Annotated in this window: 16 protein-coding genes and 1 pseudogene; 6 read left to right on the forward strand and 11 right to left on the reverse strand. The window is 35.7% G+C overall.

Going from position 1 to position 20,051, the window contains the following annotated elements:
• Nucleotides 1-52 precede the first annotated feature (52 nt).
• The 8 genes and pseudogenes from MY04_RS17510 to MY04_RS17540 all read right to left on the reverse strand — a co-directional run bounded on the left by MY04_RS17510 (nt 53) and on the right by MY04_RS17540 (nt 10,794).
• Nucleotides 53-1,552 (reverse strand): VWA domain-containing protein, encoded by a 1,500-nt coding sequence (locus tag MY04_RS17510; protein ID WP_066211811.1) that lies wholly within the window; start codon nt 1,550-1,552, stop codon nt 53-55.
• A complete protein-coding gene (locus MY04_RS17515; protein ID WP_084005945.1) occupies nt 1,542-3,110 on the reverse strand; it encodes an AAA family ATPase in 1,569 nt (522 codons plus the stop codon). Before MY04_RS17515 ends, MY04_RS17510 begins: the two co-directional genes overlap by 11 nt.
• Before the next feature lie 281 nt (nt 3,111-3,391).
• Nucleotides 3,392-3,511, reverse strand: a complete 120-nt coding sequence (locus MY04_RS28335; protein ID WP_442899782.1) for a hypothetical protein — start codon at nt 3,509-3,511, stop codon at nt 3,392-3,394.
• Nucleotides 3,512-3,557: 46 nt separating this feature from the next.
• Complete coding sequence (gene uxaC / locus MY04_RS17520) at nt 3,558-4,814, reverse strand: glucuronate isomerase (RefSeq protein WP_336234576.1); 1,257 nt, start codon at nt 4,812-4,814, stop codon at nt 3,558-3,560.
• Between the two features lie 81 nt (nt 4,815-4,895).
• Nucleotides 4,896-5,945, reverse strand: a complete 1,050-nt coding sequence (locus MY04_RS17525; RefSeq protein ID WP_066211814.1) for a LacI family DNA-binding transcriptional regulator — start codon at nt 5,943-5,945, stop codon at nt 4,896-4,898.
• Between the two features lie 5 nt (nt 5,946-5,950).
• A pseudogene (gene uxuA, locus MY04_RS17530) lies at nt 5,951-7,142 on the reverse strand (mannonate dehydratase).
• 11 nt (nt 7,143-7,153) lie between these two features.
• The gene (locus tag MY04_RS17535; RefSeq protein ID WP_236941081.1) at nt 7,154-7,996 is read right to left on the reverse strand and encodes an SDR family oxidoreductase; all 843 of its coding nucleotides are present in this window, start codon (nt 7,994-7,996) and stop codon (nt 7,154-7,156) included.
• 233 nt (nt 7,997-8,229) lie between these two features.
• Nucleotides 8,230-10,794, reverse strand: a complete 2,565-nt coding sequence (locus MY04_RS17540) for a DUF5916 domain-containing protein (RefSeq protein ID WP_169055541.1) — start codon at nt 10,792-10,794, stop codon at nt 8,230-8,232.
• A gap of 483 nt (nt 10,795-11,277) precedes the next feature.
• Between MY04_RS17540 and miaB the strand changes: the two genes are divergently transcribed.
• The 3 genes from miaB to MY04_RS17555 all read left to right on the forward strand — a co-directional run bounded on the left by miaB (nt 11,278) and on the right by MY04_RS17555 (nt 14,917).
• The gene (miaB, locus tag MY04_RS17545; RefSeq protein WP_066211818.1) at nt 11,278-12,750 is read left to right on the forward strand and encodes a tRNA (N6-isopentenyl adenosine(37)-C2)-methylthiotransferase MiaB; all 1,473 of its coding nucleotides are present in this window, start codon (nt 11,278-11,280) and stop codon (nt 12,748-12,750) included.
• Nucleotides 12,751-13,017: 267 nt separating this feature from the next.
• Complete coding sequence (locus MY04_RS17550; protein ID WP_084005946.1) at nt 13,018-14,304, forward strand: AAA family ATPase; 1,287 nt, start codon at nt 13,018-13,020, stop codon at nt 14,302-14,304.
• Nucleotides 14,294-14,917, forward strand: a complete 624-nt coding sequence (locus MY04_RS17555) for an RloB family protein (RefSeq protein WP_066211822.1) — start codon at nt 14,294-14,296, stop codon at nt 14,915-14,917. The genes MY04_RS17550 and MY04_RS17555 overlap by 11 nt, the downstream gene beginning before the upstream one ends.
• Here the strand turns inward: MY04_RS17555 and MY04_RS17560 are convergent.
• Nucleotides 14,914-15,414 (reverse strand): DUF4112 domain-containing protein, encoded by a 501-nt coding sequence (locus MY04_RS17560; RefSeq protein WP_066211824.1) that lies wholly within the window; start codon nt 15,412-15,414, stop codon nt 14,914-14,916. The two genes, MY04_RS17555 and MY04_RS17560, sit on opposite strands and share 4 nt — an antisense overlap.
• Nucleotides 15,415-15,515: 101 nt before the next feature.
• Between MY04_RS17560 and MY04_RS17565 the strand changes: the two genes are divergently transcribed.
• The 3 genes from MY04_RS17565 to MY04_RS17575 all read left to right on the forward strand — a co-directional run bounded on the left by MY04_RS17565 (nt 15,516) and on the right by MY04_RS17575 (nt 17,220).
• The gene (locus MY04_RS17565) at nt 15,516-16,187 is read left to right on the forward strand and encodes a hypothetical protein (RefSeq protein ID WP_066211825.1); all 672 of its coding nucleotides are present in this window, start codon (nt 15,516-15,518) and stop codon (nt 16,185-16,187) included.
• Nucleotides 16,188-16,253: 66 nt separating this feature from the next.
• Complete coding sequence (locus MY04_RS17570; protein WP_066211827.1) at nt 16,254-16,670, forward strand: GNAT family N-acetyltransferase; 417 nt, start codon at nt 16,254-16,256, stop codon at nt 16,668-16,670.
• A gap of 214 nt (nt 16,671-16,884) precedes the next feature.
• Complete coding sequence (locus MY04_RS17575) at nt 16,885-17,220, forward strand: hypothetical protein (protein WP_158297751.1); 336 nt, start codon at nt 16,885-16,887, stop codon at nt 17,218-17,220.
• Between the two features lie 177 nt (nt 17,221-17,397).
• Here MY04_RS17575 and MY04_RS17580 read toward each other — a convergent pair whose 3' ends face one another.
• Together MY04_RS17580 and MY04_RS17585 are read right to left on the reverse strand one after the other, a co-directional pair.
• Nucleotides 17,398-18,603: a DUF4861 domain-containing protein gene (locus MY04_RS17580; RefSeq protein ID WP_066211831.1), complete on the reverse strand. Its 1,206-nt coding sequence runs from the start codon at nt 18,601-18,603 to the stop codon at nt 17,398-17,400.
• 35 nt (nt 18,604-18,638) lie between these two features.
• Nucleotides 18,639-19,976 carry an MFS transporter gene (locus MY04_RS17585; RefSeq protein WP_066211833.1) on the reverse strand — a complete coding sequence of 446 codons (1,338 nt, stop codon included), beginning with the start codon at nt 19,974-19,976 and terminating at the stop codon, nt 18,639-18,641.
• Between the last annotated feature and the right edge of the window lie 75 nt (nt 19,977-20,051).

Raw genomic sequence — 20,051 nt, forward strand, 5'->3', positions numbered from 1 at the left:
TAATTTTCATCCATATATAAAAAAGGACGTTGTCATACAGCGTCCTTTCTTTTTATATATCCTTTTTTACTCTTTTGAGTTCCTTCAACTTTTTAGCAAACTCTGCCAAGCTGTTTTTATTACTTGCTCGGTACTTCCAAACTAAATCAAACGATTTTAATTCTGGAGGATTTTCTGGTCCAAATGTTACGCTAAAAAATCGAGATCCTTTTGATTGTGCTTTACGTTGTTTATGAAGTAAAGAGGTTTCAAAAGGAGGAATCTTACCATCCGTAATGAGTACCAAATCAGCATTACTGTAGTCGTCGGATTGCATTGCTTCTATGGCAGCTGATAGGGCAGGACCTGCGTTAGTTCCTGCTCTAAACGACATTGATAAGAATTTAATTAATGGCTCTAAACCTTCATGAAGATTACTTAAATCAATTTTTTCGATTTCTTCTTCAGTGGCACCAAAAGAAAATAAGATACACTTACGTTTACTTTCTAAAGCCATTTTCATAATGGCAAAACAAAGCGTTTTGGCAATCTGTTCCGGCTTTCCTAACATCGATGCACTTGTATCAATACAAAGAACCACAGGGCCAGCAACATCTTCTTTTGTCGTCGATTTTACGGTCTCTTTTCCCTCATCATTGTTCTTTTTTTGCTGTTCTTCAGCTTTCAGTTCGAAAGTTTGAAGTTTACGTTCGATGAATTTTTTATAGAAAATGATTTCCGTTTCTTCCTTCCCTAGAAAAGCGGCTTCTGATGGGAGAATTTGAGATAAATCGTTGCTTTCATGAATACCTGTAAGCGATTCTTTACCATGCGTTACTGTTTTTCTGTATGGTCGAATAGCAATTTCTTCCAGTTGCTCTCTTTCCTCTTCCAGTTCGGCACTAGCATAGCGGCCTAAAAGATCGACCAATTCTTTCAGCATTTCTTCGTCTTCTAAAAGACGTTCGTACTGTGTTAAAACTTCGAATCCAGTAGACTGCCAACGTCCTTTTGCTTTTTCGAAACCCAACCCAAGATGATCCATCAACTGACTAATCATATTTTGGGATTTATCGAATTTAGCGGCATTATCAGATAGTTTTTTGATAAGGTCGTCTTGCTTCTTTTGTGTTTTACCACCCAAGATTTTACGCATCGTTTCCACCATTTTAGAAACCATGCTTTGTCCTTTACGTCCTTTATCGCCATTGGCTTTACCAGAACGCATACCAAAAGGAAGGCTTAACTTCTTTCGTTGCTTATCTATCTGAGGAGGTTCGTTGGTTGTTTCGGCAATGGCCTCGATATGATTGACCAATTCCTTCACTACATATTCTCTCAAAGAAGCATGTCTTTGTAAAGACTCATTGAGGCCGGGAGTCTCAAGTACATCATCAATAATGTGTTTGTACCCCAAAGCCATATCAGAAAAAGTAGAGTTGAGCATTTCAGGCTCATGTCCTCTAGCAATTTCTGTTAAGTATTTAGCCAAAACTTCTCTGTCCTCGGTTTCACCCAAGGCAGAGAACATTTTGAATTTTTCAATACGATCAAAGGAAGATTTAACCTCCATAGCTACGTTTTAGTTTTTCCGTTGTCAGCTTGTAGTTCAACACCTGCTTCCAAAGGTCATTTAATGATTCGTCGATAAGTGAACGCCAGTTTTCAGAAAGGAAGATATTTTTACCTACCCCTTCTTCTCTACTTACTCTCACATCTTCGATTTCGTGTGAGATCTTATCGAGATAATTTAATAGAAGGTCTGCTTCTTTATTTAATTGATTTTTTACATCATCAGAAACATTCATGGCTACTCGACCAATCTTATGTTCTTTTGCAGACTTCAATTTATATTTATGATAATCGTGACCGATACGGACTTCGATTTCGGTATCAGAAATTCTACCAACTGTAAAGGCTTCGTTACGTCCTGTAGAAGTGTAAAGCATCAACTCGTTGGTACCTCTACCCATCATTTCAAAGTCATCGGCAAGAATACGATTGTTCATGCTGCTGAATCCTTCGATAAGGTAGTATTCACCATCTACAATAGTAGGAGCCTCAACATAAAGTTCTTTTTCCTCCTTTGTTTTGCTTTCCACATCTCTTTCGAAAGTCTCTAATTGAGATTTTACTGTTTCCATGCTGTATTTCGCGCTCCAACCGTATTTTTGAACGGCACGAGTAACCCATTGTCTCACCATATCGATTTGATTAGGTGTATGCCAAATACAATTGGCAATTAAGAAACAATCAGATAAATCGACTCTCTGACGGCCATTCATAAATGCTGATGTACGAAGCAATCGGACAATCTTATGCCAACGACGGTCGGAAACATAGATGTTATTTTCCGGCTCAGGTCCTGTTGATTGATTGTATCTTTCTATGTACTTTCTGATGATAGAAATAACACTTAATACTTCGGTAGGTACTTTTAAAGAATCAATGATCGGACTCCAAGAATCAACTTCCTTTTCGTCGAATTTTAATTCTTCTCTTACTACCGGTAATTTCAGTTTAGAAGAAGTAATCATATCGAAAAATTTTTGTTCGTCGATGATTCTATCAACATAAACACGTACTAAGAAACGGTCCCATATAGCCTCTAAACCCTCTCCTTTAGCAGGAAGTTCATTGGATGCCGATAAAAGAGCGTGAACTTTTACTTCGATTTCTTGTTCACCATTTCTAAATACTTTCTCATTGAGAACGGTAAGAAGTGCATTTTGAATGGATGGACCCGCTTTCCAGATTTCATCAAGGAAAACAACCGAAGAACCAGGAAGATAATTGTCTGTAAGACGTTCGTATTTATCCTCTTTACTTAATTTTGATATGGAAATAGGACCGAAGATTTCATCAGGGGTACTGAAACGGTTCATCAAATACTCAAACGAATCTCCACCTTTAAAAGCATATTTTAGACGGCGGGCGATCATACTTTTTCCAACACCTGGAGGGCCTAGCATGAAAATACTTTCCCCGGCAATAGCACTTAATAATGCTAATGACAATACATCTTCTTTTTCGTGGAGATCCTCACCCAAAAGGGATAGTAATTTCTTGGATCTCTTGCACACGCTAAGTGATATGGTAGAAGACTCGTTCATCGTTCCGCTTATATTCATTTTCCTTCGTTAATTAGAGACAGATAATGCTGATCAGAGCATCTTAAGTTGTTCCATAAACTGCTCTATTGTGTAGTAATTAATTAGACCACTTATCATTAAGTGTAAATTAATGCCCTAAAATATTGAATAATTTTTATTTCCTCATCAAATTGATGAATAAGGCAAGTTAAAATTTCTGATTAAACTTAAATAACGAAATAAAGTGCAAATATAAACGAGTCTTCTGTGTATCTATTCTTAGATTTTTTCAACTAATCTGGAAATGAATAGTATTAAATCTATACCTCAAGAGTGGAGACTTTATCCATGAAAGCAAAGTTTTTGATGTTGCCATAACAAATATCTTTCACCATACCTCCAATCCAATTTAGATCGTTAGGTAGTAATCCCTTTTCCATTTCATTCCCTAATAAATTGCAAAGTGTTCTTCTGAAATACTCATGTCTAGGGAAGGATAAAAAAGCTTCTAGAATCCGTTAACATACCTACAAATTGAGATAATAAACCTAGATTGGATAAGGAGTTCATTTGCATTTCCATCCCTTCTTTTTGATCCAAGAACCACCATCTAGAACCCATCTGAATTTTGCCAGAAATACTGCCATCTTGAAAGTTACCCACCATAGTGGCAATCATATAATTGTCGGCAGGGTTAAGATTGTAAACTATCGTTTTAGGTAGTTCATCGTTTTCATCGAGAGTGCTAAATAGTTGGGCAATACCATCGGCTTGTGAGGCATCACTGATAGAATCAAAACCTGTGTCAGCACCTAAAGCGAGGAATTGTCTTTTGGAATTATTTCGGATCACACCTAGGTGTAGTTGCATCACCCAATTTCGTTGCGCATACTCTTTACCAAGAAAATCCATTAAAGTAGACTGATAGTCGGCAAAATCTGCATCAGAAAGTGTATTCCCATTCAATGCTCTTTTAAGAACATTATCGGCCAATCGCTCATTAATTTTTCCTAAAGGAAGTGATTTAAACCCGTGATCAGAAATCACACATCCGTGTTCCTCAAAATGATCCATTCTTTTGAGTAAAGCTTCTTTTAAATCATCAAAAGTATTGATTTTAATATCAGCCGATTTACCCAATCGATAAATATAATCTACAAAGGCTTCTCCTTTCTCAATATAAATTGCTTGATCAGGTCGCCACGTCGGATAGATCTTGATATCGTGATTGTTTAAGTTGTTTATTTTGTGGTATTGAAGTGAATCAATTGGATCATCTGTAGTACAAACAATCTTAACCTTCATAGTTTTAAGTAAGCCGTTAGTAGAAAAATTGGGATTGTTTTTAAGTAGTTCAGACGTTGCTTGATAAATAGTTTCAGCAGAATCTTTATTCAAGTAATCGTCAATATCAAAATATCTTTTTAACTCCAGGTGAGTCCAATGAAATAAAGGATTTCTTAGCGTTTTTGGTACGGTTTCCGCCCATTGAAGAAACTTCTCTTTATTATCGGCATTGCCTGTAATGTATTTTTCTTGAACGCCAGCAGCTCTCATTGCACGCCATTTATAATGTTCACCTTCCAACCAAGCGGCTCCGATATTATCGAACTGACGGTTTTCGGCAATATCTTTTGGAGATAAATGACTGTGGTAATCGATAATAGGTTGCTCTTTAGCGAATTCATGATAGAGCTTCGATGCAGTAGTACTTTCTAAAAGAAAATCATCGTGAATAAACATAAGAATGTGTATTTATGGTTAAATCTTGGATTTTAGGTTTGGGAAGGTAATTACTATGCTAAAAGTGGAAGTTTTTTAATTCTAAAAGTCGCTTAACGTATTGATATTCTCTTTGGAATAGACATTCGAACAAATATGTGTTTCTTTTTGATCAAGCTTTTTATAAACAAGGTAATCATGAAGTCTTTTTAAGACCAATGCTCCTTGTTTTTTACTGTCTTGTGTAATCAAGAAATCAATTTTGTCGTTATTCAGAAGGTCGATATTTTCTTCAAGAGGATCATGGCCAATCATGATCACTCTATCTTCAATCTTCAGTTTCTGAAACACATTATAAATTCTACTAATTTTCGAATTGGTCACATAAATTCTCGAAGGTGTTTTGTGTTTATCGATGTTGCTTTTAAAAATAGTAAGCATTTCTTCGTTATTTATATTCGGATCAATATCTAAAACATGTATCTGCTGAGGGCTTGAGATATATGTTTTTAGCGTATTTATTGCACCAATTTCTCTTAAGTAAGTAGTAGAATGATCATTCTGTGATGATAAATTGATAATCCATATCTGATCATCCTGATGGATTCCCAAACTTATTAACCTCCCCGCTAGACCACCACAATTTTTGGCGTCTTGACAAACAAAAAAGGTAGGTTCTAATTCTGGAATATTGACGTCCAAAAACGCAAAAGGTATATTTCGTTCTCTAACTTTTCTAATTATCTGATATGTCTCCTGTCTAAAGAGTGGATGGATAATGATGCCATCGATGTCTTTGGAAACTAATTCTTCACTTTTAGCGAGGTAATCACTAGGACTGTTATAATCAAAAAGAAATTCTTCCACTTTAATCAAGCTTCCTTTAAATTCTTTGGCTTGATCTAACAGTCCTTTAAGTGGTAAGGCCCAATAGGGATTAATAGAGGGAGAGGGGAGTAAAATACCAATAGCGTAAGTGTGTAAAATGGATTTTTTATATCTATAACCATGTTCAGAAAGTAACCTTTCAATTTTTTCCTTTGTGGCTTCAGACACTCTTCCTCTATTGTGAAGCACTCTGTCAACCGTACCAACAGAAACTTTGGCCATAGTTGCGATTTCTTTAATTCCTATGGACTTACTACCTTCCATTTATATTATTTTTTTGTAGCCGAAGTGATAGCATACATAATACCTCTCAATTCTGCTAAACCTCTAAGACGACCAATTCCAGAGTATCCAGGGTTGGTTTTCTTGTGTAGATCGTCCAGCATTTTGTGACCATGATCAGGGCGAACAGGCATTCTTGGAGCTATATAATTGGCAGAAACTCTTCTATGTTTCTCTTTCATAAGGATCATGAGCAAGGCATACATGTCCACGTCACCTTCTAAATGATTGGCTTCATAGAAGTTCCCTTCGCGGTCTCTTTTTGTTGCTCTCAAATGAACAAAATGAATGCGATCTGCAAATCGGCTGGCAATACTTTCTAAGTTATTATCACCTCTTACTCCATAACTTCCAGAACAGAAGGTGATACCATTGAACCTAGACGGTACGGCATTCATCAACCATTCTACATCAGCTTCTGTGCTTACTACTCTTGGAAGACCTAAGATTGGATATGGAGGGTCGTCGGGGTGAATTGCCAATGCTACTCCTGCATTCTCGGCAACAGTAACAATCTCATTTAAAAAACTTTTTAGATTTTCTCTTAACGTATCGGCACTAATATTCTTATACTCATCCAATACATTTTGGAATTGCTCTAGTGTATAACCTTCCTCCGCACCTGGCAGACCGGCAATAATATTTTGAACTAATTCTGTTTTCTTATCTTCCGTCATGTTATCAAAAGCTTCTTTTGCTTTGATAACTATCGTTTCCGGATAATCTTTTTCAGCATTAGGTCTTTTCAGAAGGAAGATCTCGAAAGCTGCAAATTCAGCCACATCAAAACGAAGCGCTTCCGATCCATCTTCTACTTTATAAGAAAGGTTGGTTCTCGTCCAATCCAATACAGGCATAAAGTTGTAGCAGACGGTATCGATACCACATTCAGCTAAATTTTGAATGCTTTGTTTGTAGTAATCAATATAAAGTTGATAGTTCCCTGTTGTTTTTTTTGATGTCCTCATGAACAGGTACACTTTCTACAACTGACCAAGTTAATCCGTAAGCTTCTACTTCAGATTTCCTTTTATTGATTTCTTCTACAGTCCATACTTCACCGTTAGGTATATGATGTAAAGCAGTAACAATACCAGTAGCACCAGACTGTTTGATGTCCGAAAGACTTACCGGATCGTTGGGACCATACCATCTCCAAGTTTGTTCTAATCCTTGCATATACTAATTCTTTAAACTCCACTGAAACAATTATAACCACCATCGACAGGGATACAAATACCCGTTACGAACGATGAAATATCTGAACATAAATAAAGTACCGTACCCTGAATATCGTCTGGCTCTCCAAATTTCCCCATAGGTGTACCGTTCATTATTTTCTGCCCTCTTTCTGTAAATGATCCATCTTCTTTAGTCACCAAAAATCTATTCTGATCTGTAATAAAGAATCCAGGAGCTAAACTATTTACCCTTACATTTTGAGGGGCCAAATGAGTAGCCAACCATTCCGTGAAATTATTGATAGATGCTTTCGCTGCAGAATAAGCAGGAATTTTTGTTAATGGCTTAAAGGCATTCATTGAAGAGATATTAAGAATAACCCCTTTGTTTTCTTTGCCAATCATGTCTTTACTGAAAACCATTGTTGGGAGTAAAGTACCTTTAAAGTTAAGGTCAAATACAAAATCAAACCCTTCTGTATCGAGATCGAAGAAAGATCCCTCCAATTCATCAGAAACCATTTGCTCTACTTGAGTAGTAGCTTTTGGGTGATTGCCGCCAGCTCCATTGATCAAGATATCGATGGAACCAAGAGCTTCATTAATCTCTTTTTTAGCTGTATTCAAACTCTCTTTATTCAATACATTGGCAGCGACTCCGATAGCTTCAATACCATGTTCTTCTTGAAGTTGATCTGCTAGTGCTTTTGCATTATCAAGGTTCAAATCCACAATAGCTAATTTGGCTTTACACGCGGCCAAAGCAGTACAAATACTTTTACCTATAACGCCAGCTCCACCTGTGATAACGGTAACTTTATTGCTTAAATCATTAAATGAGTAATTCATCATTTCCTTTGTTGAGTAATAATTGATATGGATCAAAACTAGTGAAATGATATATACACACTTATCATTATGATGCCGTGAGGGGATATTTTGTACGATATTACACCAAATATGATTTATTTTGCATGTTTTTTAACGCAAGGAATTTCTTTTTAATTGTGTACTAAGTATTTGATATAAAAAAACAGCCTCAGAGAAATCTGAGGCTGTTGTGTATATAATTTTACGCGATAAAATTACATTCTCTTTAATCCCTTCTTCACCTGTTGGTAATCCAAGAAATACATTAGTCTTACAGATAAAGTATTTACTTGAGGTTCTCTCCAAAGTTCATCGATGTTCTCTCTGAAATTATAATGAGAGTTGTGAGTATTATGTCCTAACTGATTTCTCCACATAGCAGTAACAAAACTACCTGGCAAGAACTCCCAGCTATAAGTAAGTTCAACATTAAAGTTGTTATAGTTGGCATCGTGTTCTTTTTCTCCATCCTCATTGATGTCATCGTATTCGGTTGGGAATAAATCTCCTTCTTTCGATAAGTCGTAGAAGTGGTTATAATTTACTCTTCTCCAGTAATGTCTCAATCTGAAAGTCAAGAACATTTTAGGGTTGAAGATGTAAGAAGTCCAGAAATTATTTTCTAAAGTCTTTACTTCACGGTCGCCATAAATAACAGATTCTACATCATCGTTTTCATCTTTTAATGTAGTGGCATACCCTTTTTCATTTCTTTGCTTATTCCAAGAAATTTGATGATTCAGATCGAGTTTATCATTTACTCTATATGTTTGTCCATATCTGTAATAATCATCAAGCTGATTAAACTCTGGTCTTTGCCATACAGAGGCTCTAATACTGATAGAATATTTTTTACTACCGTTTGAACTTACTGTCACGCCGGCATCATGAGATTGATAACGTTTAAAACGGTACCCTTCTTCCCTAGGATCAAAGTAATCGTAACTCATACCTGGAGTAATTGAGGCGTTAGCATAAACACTCCAAAAGTTCTTGAAAAGCATATCACCATCCACCCAAACACGTCTTTTTGTAAAAACTTGAGGGTTGTATAAATAATCTTCGTCGTAACCAATTCTACCCCAAAATCTTTGATAAATGCCTCTTGCTTTAAACTGATTCCATTGGGTATTTGCACGGAAGTTCATGGCATTGTTCGATCCATTAAAGCCTAAGTCATTCGGATTGTATGTATCTGATTCCACATTTGTAGATAGCCAATATCTCCAATTACCAGAAACTTTAGCATGTGCGATATCAAATCGATGTCCTAACACTGTATGTGCATTTTCTGTAGTAACACCTTGTTCATTCACTTCATCAGCAAAGAATTCCTGACTTAAAGCACCCATAGCTCTAAATTGAAAACGATTATTTCTATCGTATAAATTCGTATGAGCCGTTGTGACATTGGAATTTTTGTATCCTTCACCTCTATAAACGTTTGTATTGATAATACCAATAGTTGAGTTATTAGGAAGGTTCTGATCGATAGCCAGAATATTAAAGTTGGTGACAGGATCGGCATCAACAGTTCTTGTTGTACCCGATAATGTATCTTCTATAATACCAAAAGTAGAATTGGTAACTGAATTAAGAATACCAACCCCAAGGCCTTTTTCAGTTCTACCAGTTAATTTGATAGAATTGATCAAAGGTGCATCTGTAGGTTTATATCTGTACTCTTCGTTTTCTCTCAGGAGATCATCAGATGGAGCAATGTGATTTTGTCCAATTCTCCTAGAATAAAACTGATTCCAGCGGTTGAATATTGTAGTACCTTGAGTAAAGAAGTTACGGAATTCACCAAACCTCACTTCAAACGCTGAAAGGTTAAGTACCTCGTTGTCCGCTTGTACTTGAGAAAAATCAGGTACTAAACTTACGTCTAAGGTAAAGCTTTGTCCCAAACCCAATTTAAGATCGGCTCCACCAGAAAATGTATTGGCTACTTTAGAAGAACCTTGCTTACCAACTACAACATTACTTATATAAGGAGATAACGTTAAACGTAAAGGAGGTTTGATATCGTATAATCCTCTTAAAGACCCAAACTGATTTACATAACCTTGTTTTTCAGCATCAACATTATTCCAAAAAGAAGTTTCGTTATATCTGCGAATGACACGTCCAAAGTTGATACCCCAAACTTGTTCTTTAGCATTAGGCATTCTCAATGCTCTATAAGGAATGGCAATTTCACATGCCCAACCCTCTTCATTTTTCTGAACTGCAGAAGACCATACTTCGTTCCAGTTGCCGTCCCAACCAGAGGTACCACGAATTCTATCAGATTGTACTCCTGAGGCAGTCACTTCAAACTCAAAACAGTCTTGTTGTTTGTTATAAGTATCAAAAGAAACAATAAAAGAATCTGCAGCACCCGATCCAGAATCACGTCCACCTAAATTGGTTCGGATAGAGTCAGGGGATGTATCATACATTTGTGCCATGATGTAAATAGCATAGTCATCATAAGCAACTTGCACTCTTGTTTTTTGAGACGATTTTTCGTTGTTATTCGGCCAGTTTTGAGTAAAATGACCTTCATAGTAATATTTTTCAGACTCGTCATCGTTTAAGTAATGTCCATTTAAACTAGCCGTCAGATTCGTCATATTTAAAGGATCCTTCCACACCTCATCATCCAAAACACCATCCACTTTTGGGGCATGATGTGTAGGCCATGCATGAAGGTTCATCCTATGTAATTGTGCGTGAAGTAAATTTGGAAGTATAACCGCACACAATAATAATATGTTTCTATTTATAGAAGTCAAGTGATTAGTAAAGTTTAAATTCAGTAGTTTAAGTCAATTCGAGGTTCATAATAATTGACTTTGATCGATTTATTTAAATCATAGTTAAGCATACACAAATTGTTCAATTTACACTATATTATCAACCTCGTTAATCAATGTTAACTAATTTATTGTATGTACATATCAAAAGGTTACATCAATTCGCATTTATTGACAAATATACCCCTTAATTGGGTGAATTTTAGACCTATAATAAATGAGGCAAACTTGCTGAAGTAGTTATTTGATAGACGCTTGAAAACCAATCAATTCTAAACATTATTGCCGATTATTATTTGATGTATTACTTTTGCAAGTCAAACACTTATTGGCAGGGCGAGTATTTGATGTCGATTCGGAACGCATCAAAAGAATTGTCCTCGTTTAACAAATAATGAATCATTAAGCTCAGAAATAGGAGGACTGAAAATCCTCAACCTTCTGTCTTAAATTCCTAAAGTAATGAGCGATTTAATTAAGGATATCAATCTTGTAGGAGATGATATTGATCAAAAAGCGGTTTCTTGTGAAGTAAAAGTCACAGAAGATACGGCCAAAGAAGGTCAGCGTAAACTTTACATCGAGAGTTACGGTTGTCAAATGAACTTCTCTGATTCGGAGATTGTGGCTTCAGTAATGCAAGAAAATAACTTTGGTACCACAAAGGATGTAGAGGAAGCAGATCTTGTTTTCTTAAATACGTGTTCTATTCGTGAAAAAGCAGAACAAACGGTAAGAAAAAGACTGACGGTTTTTAATAAAATCAAGAAAAGAAAGCCGGGTATGATTATCGGTGTTCTTGGTTGTATGGCCGAACGTTTGAAAACACAGCTTTTAGAAGAAGAGAAAATGGTAGATATCGTGGCTGGACCCGATTCTTACCGTGACCTTCCAAAATTAGTGGGCGATGTAGATGAAGGCGATAAAGGTGTCAACGTATTCTTGTCGAGAGACGAAACATACGCTGATATTGCTCCAGTACGTCTAAACTCGAATGGTATTACTGCAATGATCTCCATAATGAGAGGTTGCGACAACATGTGTACTTTCTGTGTTGTGCCATTTACTAGAGGTAGAGAACGTTCTAGAGATCCGCATTCTATTGTAAAAGAAGCACAAGAATTGTTCGATCAAGGATATAAAGAAGTAACACTGTTAGGTCAGAATGTTGATTCTTACAAATGGTCGGACGAAGAAAATAATAAAGCTCGATTAGAGAAGAAAGAGAAAACCGACGAAATAGAAGAGGTAGTGAACTTTGCCAACCTATTAGAAATGGTTGCACAAGTTTCTCCAGATCTACGTGTTCGTTTCTCGACATCTCACCCTAAGGATATTACAGATGAGGTACTTTATACAATGAAGAAGTATGAAAACATCTGTAAGTTTATTCACCTTCCGGTACAGTCGGGTAACACAAGAGTATTGGATTTGATGAACCGTACCTATACAAGAGAATGGTACATCAATAGAATCGATAAAATTAGAGAAATATTCGGCGACGAATGTGGTGTCTCTTCTGATATGATTACAGGTTTCTGTTCTGAAACAGAAGAAGAACACCAAGATACTTTATCGTTAATGGAATATGTAAAATTCGATTTCAGTTACATGTTCTTCTATTCGGAACGTCCGGGTACTTTAGCAGAGAAAAAACTAGAAGACGATATTCCATTGGAAGTGAAAAAACGTCGTCTTCAAGAAGTCGTAACATTACAACGTCAGCACGCTGCAGAGCGTAATGCACTGAATGTTGGGCAGACGCAAAAAGTATTGATCGAAGGTTATTCTAAACGTTCGAACGAACATTTCCAAGGTAGAAACTCAGCCAATAAGGTGATCGTTTTCCCTAAAGGAGATGCTCAAATTGGCACTTATGCAATGGTGAAAGTTCACGATTGTACGGGTGGTACTTTATTAGGAGAATTGGTATAAGGAATTTATTATATGATGTTGTAAAACATCATGTAGTTCATCAAGATATAACTAACCCACGATTGAAATCGTGGGTTTTTTTATATTGATTTTGATCACACTAAAGTGTTACCAAAATAAGGTTGTAACACAATTTTTTTAAGACTTTAGTCTTTAAAAAATCGATATTTTTCTATCCCATGATTTTAATCATGGGTATTCCTAAAGGCAACAATCCCCTTTATTTTTTGTATATTCGATGAAGCATATCAACAACCCTAGAGACATATGTTAATCGAATTTTCTGTGACCAACTTTAGGTCAATCAAAAACGAACAAGTACTATCGCTATTACCTTCCTCAAGAGTAAGAAAACACACATGTGAGAACAGGTTGCTGATGCATAAAAATTACCCACAGACAGAAACATTAGCTTCAGCAGTTGTTTTTGGGGCAAATGCATCAGGAAAAAGTAATTTATTAAGAGCGTTAGAAGCACTATCTGTGATGGTTCAGGAAGGTCATGATAGTGCCATTGGAGAAGGAGCAAAAGCCTATGTTCCTTTCAGATTAGATCGATTATCAAGAGAACTGCCCACAGAATTTTATATCCGATTTATCGCCTTAGACGGCGTTCAATACGAATATGAACTATCTAGGGATGCCGAAAGTATCACAAGAGAAGCATTGTATTCCTATCCAAAACAAAGAAGGGTCAAATTGTTTGAGAGAACTGAAAATATGCCTGTCGTTTTTGGTAAAAAAATGAAAGGGGATAAGCAGTCGATTGCCCGTCATGTGATGCCCTATCAGTTACTATTGGCTAAAGGTGCCCAATTAGGTTTACAACAATTAGAAGCTCCTTGGGGCTTTTTTAAAAGTCATTTAAGAGCCTATATCTTATATAAATCAGTGTACGATGATGCTCTCTTGCAAGGTATCGCCAAGCATATTAATAACGACGAAACAGGACGATTTCTCAATAATTTAACACAATTGGTCAATAATGCCGATACTGGTATCAAAGGAATTGATGTTGTTCAGGAAGATTCGGAAATGATGGGACTATTTGAAGGCCGGAGAAGGTTTCAAATCAAAACAATCCATCATTCTGAAGATTCAGAAGACGATCAACCCATATTATTTGATTTAAAAGAGGAATCCATAGGCACAAGAAAACTAGTGGCTTTAGGAGGGTTAATTTTAAGAGTATTAGAAGCAGGGGACACATTAGCTATAGATGAGTTGGATCAGAGTATGCATCCTCACTTGACAAGAGCATTGATCAAGCTGTTTCATAATCCTAGAACGAATCCAAAAAGGGCACAACTTATTTTCTCTACTCATGATGCTTCTTTATTAAATAACGACTTATTTCGTTTTGATCAGGTTTTCATTTCAGAGAGATCAGAGGAAGGGATTACCGAAATATCTTCTGTTTCTGATGTACCCAATTTAAAGAAAGAATTGCCTTTGGAGGAATGGTATTTAACCGGGAAATTTGGAGGCACGCCAGCAATTAATCCGTTTGGTTTGGATTTCGATTTTAATGTAGGAGGTGATAATGAGGAATAGGAGAAGAGATAAAACCAGAGCGTTAAGGCAAAGAGTTTTGATCCTCTGCGAGGGAGCAAAAACAGAACCGAACTATTTTAATAGTTTAAAGCAGGATGCCTCAAAAAAACGGTATTTAACGGCTGTTGATGTGGAGGTGTATCAACCAAAAAGTCATTCTCCATTAGGATTGGTGAGAGAAGCCATCATAAAAAAGAAAAGAGCACTTACCAAAGGAAATCCTTATGAAACCATATGGTTGGTTTTTGATCGAGATTACCACAAACATATCGAAGAAGTGATATTGATGGCAGGGGAAAATGATATCCGAGTGATCATATCAAATATATGTTTTGAAATATGGTTCTTGCTTCATTACGAAGACCTTGATGTCAACAAACACTTTTTAAAATGTGGGAATGTCATCAAACATATTCAACAGAATTATGTGCCAAGGTATCATAAGAACGGGAAGAACTATCAACAGTTAAAAGAGACCACACCTTTGGCTATAAATAGAGCGAGAAAAATGGAAGAAGTATTTGAAAGAGGAGTTCTCTCTCATCTAAAATTTCATGAAAGAGAACCTTATACGAACGTTTATGTACTTGTGGAATATTTGTTGGATCTTTAGCTCCAACCAAACGTTTGCCAAATAATACTTTTCACAAAGTAGCCAATCGTTACAATTATTGCCGTCAATATCAAAAAGATGAAAGCGGTAAAAACGATCAAACCTGTTGAACTTTTATTGACTTGATTTATCGCCTGAGGATTTTTCTCATAGTATCCCTCAATAAGTTTCAAATTGTTTCGGTTTGCTCTATAAAAAATATCCAAAACATCCCCTAATGCAGGTACTAATCCAATCAAATAATCAATCAATAAATTAAATGCCATTGCCATAATTAAACGGTAGGGTAAACCGTTCCTAGCAACGGTAAATAAGGCAATTCCTGAGATGGCTACAGAGACCGTATCACCTACAACAGGAACAAATCCAATAAGTGCATCTGCACCCACAGTAAACCGTGTTCCAGGTATTTTGATAGCCTCATCCATAATACCGCTAATTCTTTTTAGTGTCTTGTAAGAGGGATCATTAGAATAATCCTTAGATTGATCGATCATTATATTTATATACTGTTATTTTTTTCTTAATTTGTATAATAGTTCATGGTTATTGTTCAAGTTTAGCCAAGAATCTTATAAAATTAACATATACGCCTAAGATGAAAAATTTAATGAAAGCAATTGCTTTATTTTTTGCATTATTTTGTTCTATTGCTGTTTCTGCTCAGACCTATAACTATGTAGACGACTCTGGAGAAAAGAAAGAGGAAGATCAAAAGCAATTGAAAGAACCCACTCAACAAGAAGTAGATGCTTTAAAACAACAAAATAATAATGGAGGATCTCTAAGAGATCGTATGTTTTTTGGTGGTGGCCTTGGATTAGGATTTTCTAACCGCTACACAAGAATCTTGGTATCACCAATGGTTGGTTTTAAAGCTACAGAAAATTTTCATGTAGGTATGGGATTAGTATATGAGTATTACAGACAAAAAGACTTCCCTGTTTATGGTACTAACTATGAGACTCATAATTATGGTATTCGTCCATTTGCAAGATATTTAATTGATGTTAGTAATGGATTAACTATTTTCCCTCAGGTAGAATATTATGGCTTTAGTTATGAAAGAATAGAAAGTTACGATGCACGAAGCAATACTTTATATACTGAAAGACAATGGCAAGATCAATTCTTAATTGGTGGTGGTGTTTCTCAAAGACTAGGAGAAAGAGGAGCTGCGAACATTATTGCGTTGTATGATTTATCTTGGGATAGTGATACCTCTTATTACAATTCACCTTGGGTACTTAGAATAGAATTTGCTTTCTAAATTCACTATTTTGTGAAAAATATTAAAGAATTTGTAAAGCGGCTTTTTAGTCGCTTTTTTTGAAGTATGAATGTTGAAATAAAAGAAATAAATGCTGCCCAAACTTGGGCAATTCGACATAAAGTAATGTGGCCTAATGAACCTTTGTCGTATGTGAAAATCCCTGATGATGACAAAGGACAACACTTAGGTTTATTTGTCGGTGATCAATTAACTTCAGTGATTTCTTTATTCATGGACGAAGACAAGAATGTACAGTTCAGAAAATTCGCCACATTAATAGAAGAACAAGGAAAGGGATACGGAGCAATGCTTTTAGAAAAAGTAATTGATATAGCAAAAGATAGAGGAGCAAAATTACTTTGGTGTAATGCTCGAGCTTCTGCCACAATATTGTATGAAAGAGAAGGATTAAAACAAACAGACACTTCGTTTATTCGTAAAGGGATCTTGTTTGTGAGAATGGAAAAGAAGTTATACTAAGTAATTACTTTAAAAAATGACGGCTTTGTAGATGTATAAATCTATGAAGCCGTTTTTTATTATGACCTTAAGCCATTCAATAAATTAGAAAATACAAAGAAGTTTATATTACTTTTTTAGTAATCTTCAATAAACTATTTACTCGAATGAACCAATTGACTATTTTCGTTTAATGTTATTACTTATCTACTTTAACAAAAAGTCACCATTAACTATGAGCCTTACGAATTCTATTGACTACCCAAAAGCAACGAAAATCTATAAGAACTATTACCAAACGTTACCGCACATCGCCTTTGATGTGGAAACACTAGAAGTGATTGAAATGAATTCGAATTTTATTATTACATACGATTATCATTTCAGAAGAAAATTTACTCTTCACGATTTATTCCCTTTAATTGATATGACAGAAGTTTATAATCAATTGTTTGCAACGAAAACCAATATCAACCTCAAAGCAAAATTGATAGGAGGGAAAGCAAAATTGCAAAACGTCTTATTTAATAGTTCGATTATCAACGGAAAATTGCATTTGATTTTCCAATAATGAAGTGAATATCAAAATTTTTGAAAAAAAGCTCAGTAGAAATTAATCTGCTGAGCTTTTGATTTTGAAAATGAATTACAATAATCCATCAAAAAATTTAATAGTATCGCCAATTAACAATTAAATAATCACATGTAATTGAAGTGTTTGTTAGTGTTCGTTGACTTTCACATTAGTCTAATATTTATAAATTTCAATTTCTAAGGGATTTTGAATTCTTTTAGCAAAAGTCTCTAGGTAGGAATTCCACTCTTCTGCTGAGTTGAATTGTTTACTTCTACCCCAACCAAAACCTGCATAATACTCTACTGTTTTCTCAGCCTTTGTAACCACAAGAAGGTGACTGCCATCTTTGTACTCTTTTTTATTATCAAAAGCTTTTTTGATGGATTGAGGAGAGATGACTATACCTACTCCTAACATTTCATTATCAATGTCTTCTATGTAACTAAATACGCCTTTTTGAGTATTGATAAATGATTTTCCTTTCTTATTGTGTAAAGTTAAACCAATGCCTGCAGCTGGAATATTGTTGTCAACTACTTTAAAAGAAGAATTGAAATGGGTTAGATTACTCCCCAAATCCAAACTGATAATTTTGGTTTCTGAAATACTCTTTCCATCGACATCCCAAGGTTGATAATCCAATTGAAATACAGTACGAATTGGCCCTTCTGAAATGGTTTTATATGCTGAAAAATTCTTTGATGTATACAGAGAATCATTTACCCAAAAACCAATTCCTCCAACGCCTCTACTTGGTCCAACATGATAGGGATCATAACCTTCTCCCGAATCTTTATGATAAGCACCAGGTTTCTCTAAATTGTTTTTATACCATTTATTGATGATAGGATATTCCACTCTTTTCAACCATGCATCAATTCCACTTGTAAGCGTACCTCCTTTAAGATTATTCTCTGTTCTTTGTTGTGCATCAGGCCCAAAAGTTCTGAAAGCTACACGGTCATTTTCCCAAGTATAATCGTCGGTTCTTTCTGGTACGAATCTAGAATAAGTGGTGATGGAAGATGTTGGTTGAGTTTCTCCATCTTTAAGAGGGCGAGCCTCAAATTCTAAAGAAGCATTGGCTGCTATTTTCGTTTGGAAAATCCATTGATCATTCTTTCCATCACCATCAAGATCTATCCACTGATTAAGGAGTAATTCCTGTGTTTTTTTATTGACGATTACCAACTGATCATCACCATAAACATCAATTAATTCTTTAAAATCAGAGGCTTCTAATTCAATGGTTTCTAACCGATCAATATTTAAAGAGTTTTTGATAGTTATACTGATCTCTTCCTTCTTTTCACATCCTGTAAGTTGAAATAAGAAGAGCATTCCGATGAGTAAGAAGTTGATGTTTTTATTTTCCATTTTCAGATAATCAATTGGTATATAGTATTAAAAAATTATTTGATTTTAGCCATTTCCAATTTAGGTAAAATCAAATGAATGATACCTAAAATTATAAGGTAAGAACAACCAGCGATCAAGAACATCCAGAAGTAGGCACCCGATCCGGAACCGTCTAATGTAAGTCCGAGAATAAAATCGATAGTCATACCTGTAATGGCACCAATCATGCCTCCAAAACCTACAACAGAGGCAGTGGCTTCTTTAGGCATAGTGTCGGAAACCACCGAGAAGAGGTTAGCAGACCATGCTTGATGTCCTCCAGAAGCTAATGCTATAAGGCAGGCTGCCAACCATTGATTTTCTGTAGTTGTTGCAAAGACTACAGGTAAAATACACAATGCACATATTAATAATGATATCTTTCTAGCCTTGTTAAGTGTCCATCCTTTATCAATAAAATAGCGTGATAGATAACCGCCTCCAATACTTCCAAGGTCGGCCACCACATAGACAATCACTAATGCAGCCCCTAATTCTTTGATAGAAACCCCGAACTTATCAGAAAAGAACATACCCGACCAGAACATGAAGAAATACCATACTCCGTCTGTCATTTTACCAATAGAGAAAGCCCATGTTTGTTTAAAACCAATTAATTTTTTCCATGGTAATTTCTTCACTGCTTTTTCCGCTTCATTCATTGTTGCATCATCCTGTTGGATGTACTCCAATTCTTCTGAGCTTACTTTAGGGTGCTTTTCTGGTTTTTTATAAGTGTTTAGCCATAAGAAAACCCAAATAGCACTTAGTGCACCTGTTACTAAAAAGGCATATTGCCAATTTGTACCATCCTCTAATACAATGGCCGTTACTACAAGAGGGGCTAGGATTGCTCCGACATTCGAACCTGCATTAAAAATACCCGTAGCAAACGCTCTGTCTTTTTTAGGAAACCATTCGGCAACAGTTTTTACGGCGGCAGGGAAGTTACCTGATTCACCAATACCTAAACCAAATCGAGCAGCAATAAATCCTACAATACCAAAAGCAGGTCTTAATGCAGCATGAAGCATCCCGAAAGTACTCCAAATAGCTATAGAAAGTGTATAACCGATTCTAGTGCCAAATTTATCGATAATACCACCCATTGAAATCATACCTACTGCATAAGCAATTTTAAATGCAATATTAATGGTAGCATAATCTGATTTAGACCAAAGGAATAATTTTTCCAAAGTTGGAGCTAGTACACCAATAATACTCCTGTCCATATAGTTTATGGTTGTGGCCATAAAAAGTAGTGCAAGAATTCGGTATCTATATTTTCCTGTTGTTTTGGCAGAACCTTCTTTGTGTTCGCTATCAACAATTAGTTCTTGTTCAGTATTCATTGTAATAGTAAGTGTTGTGTTGTTATAGCAGAGAGAGTTATCTTATTTAAAGACATACTCCCTCTGTGGCTATCA

The organism is Flammeovirga sp. MY04 (assembly GCF_001682195.2).
GTDB lineage: Bacteria > Bacteroidota > Bacteroidia > Cytophagales > Flammeovirgaceae > Flammeovirga > Flammeovirga yaeyamensis.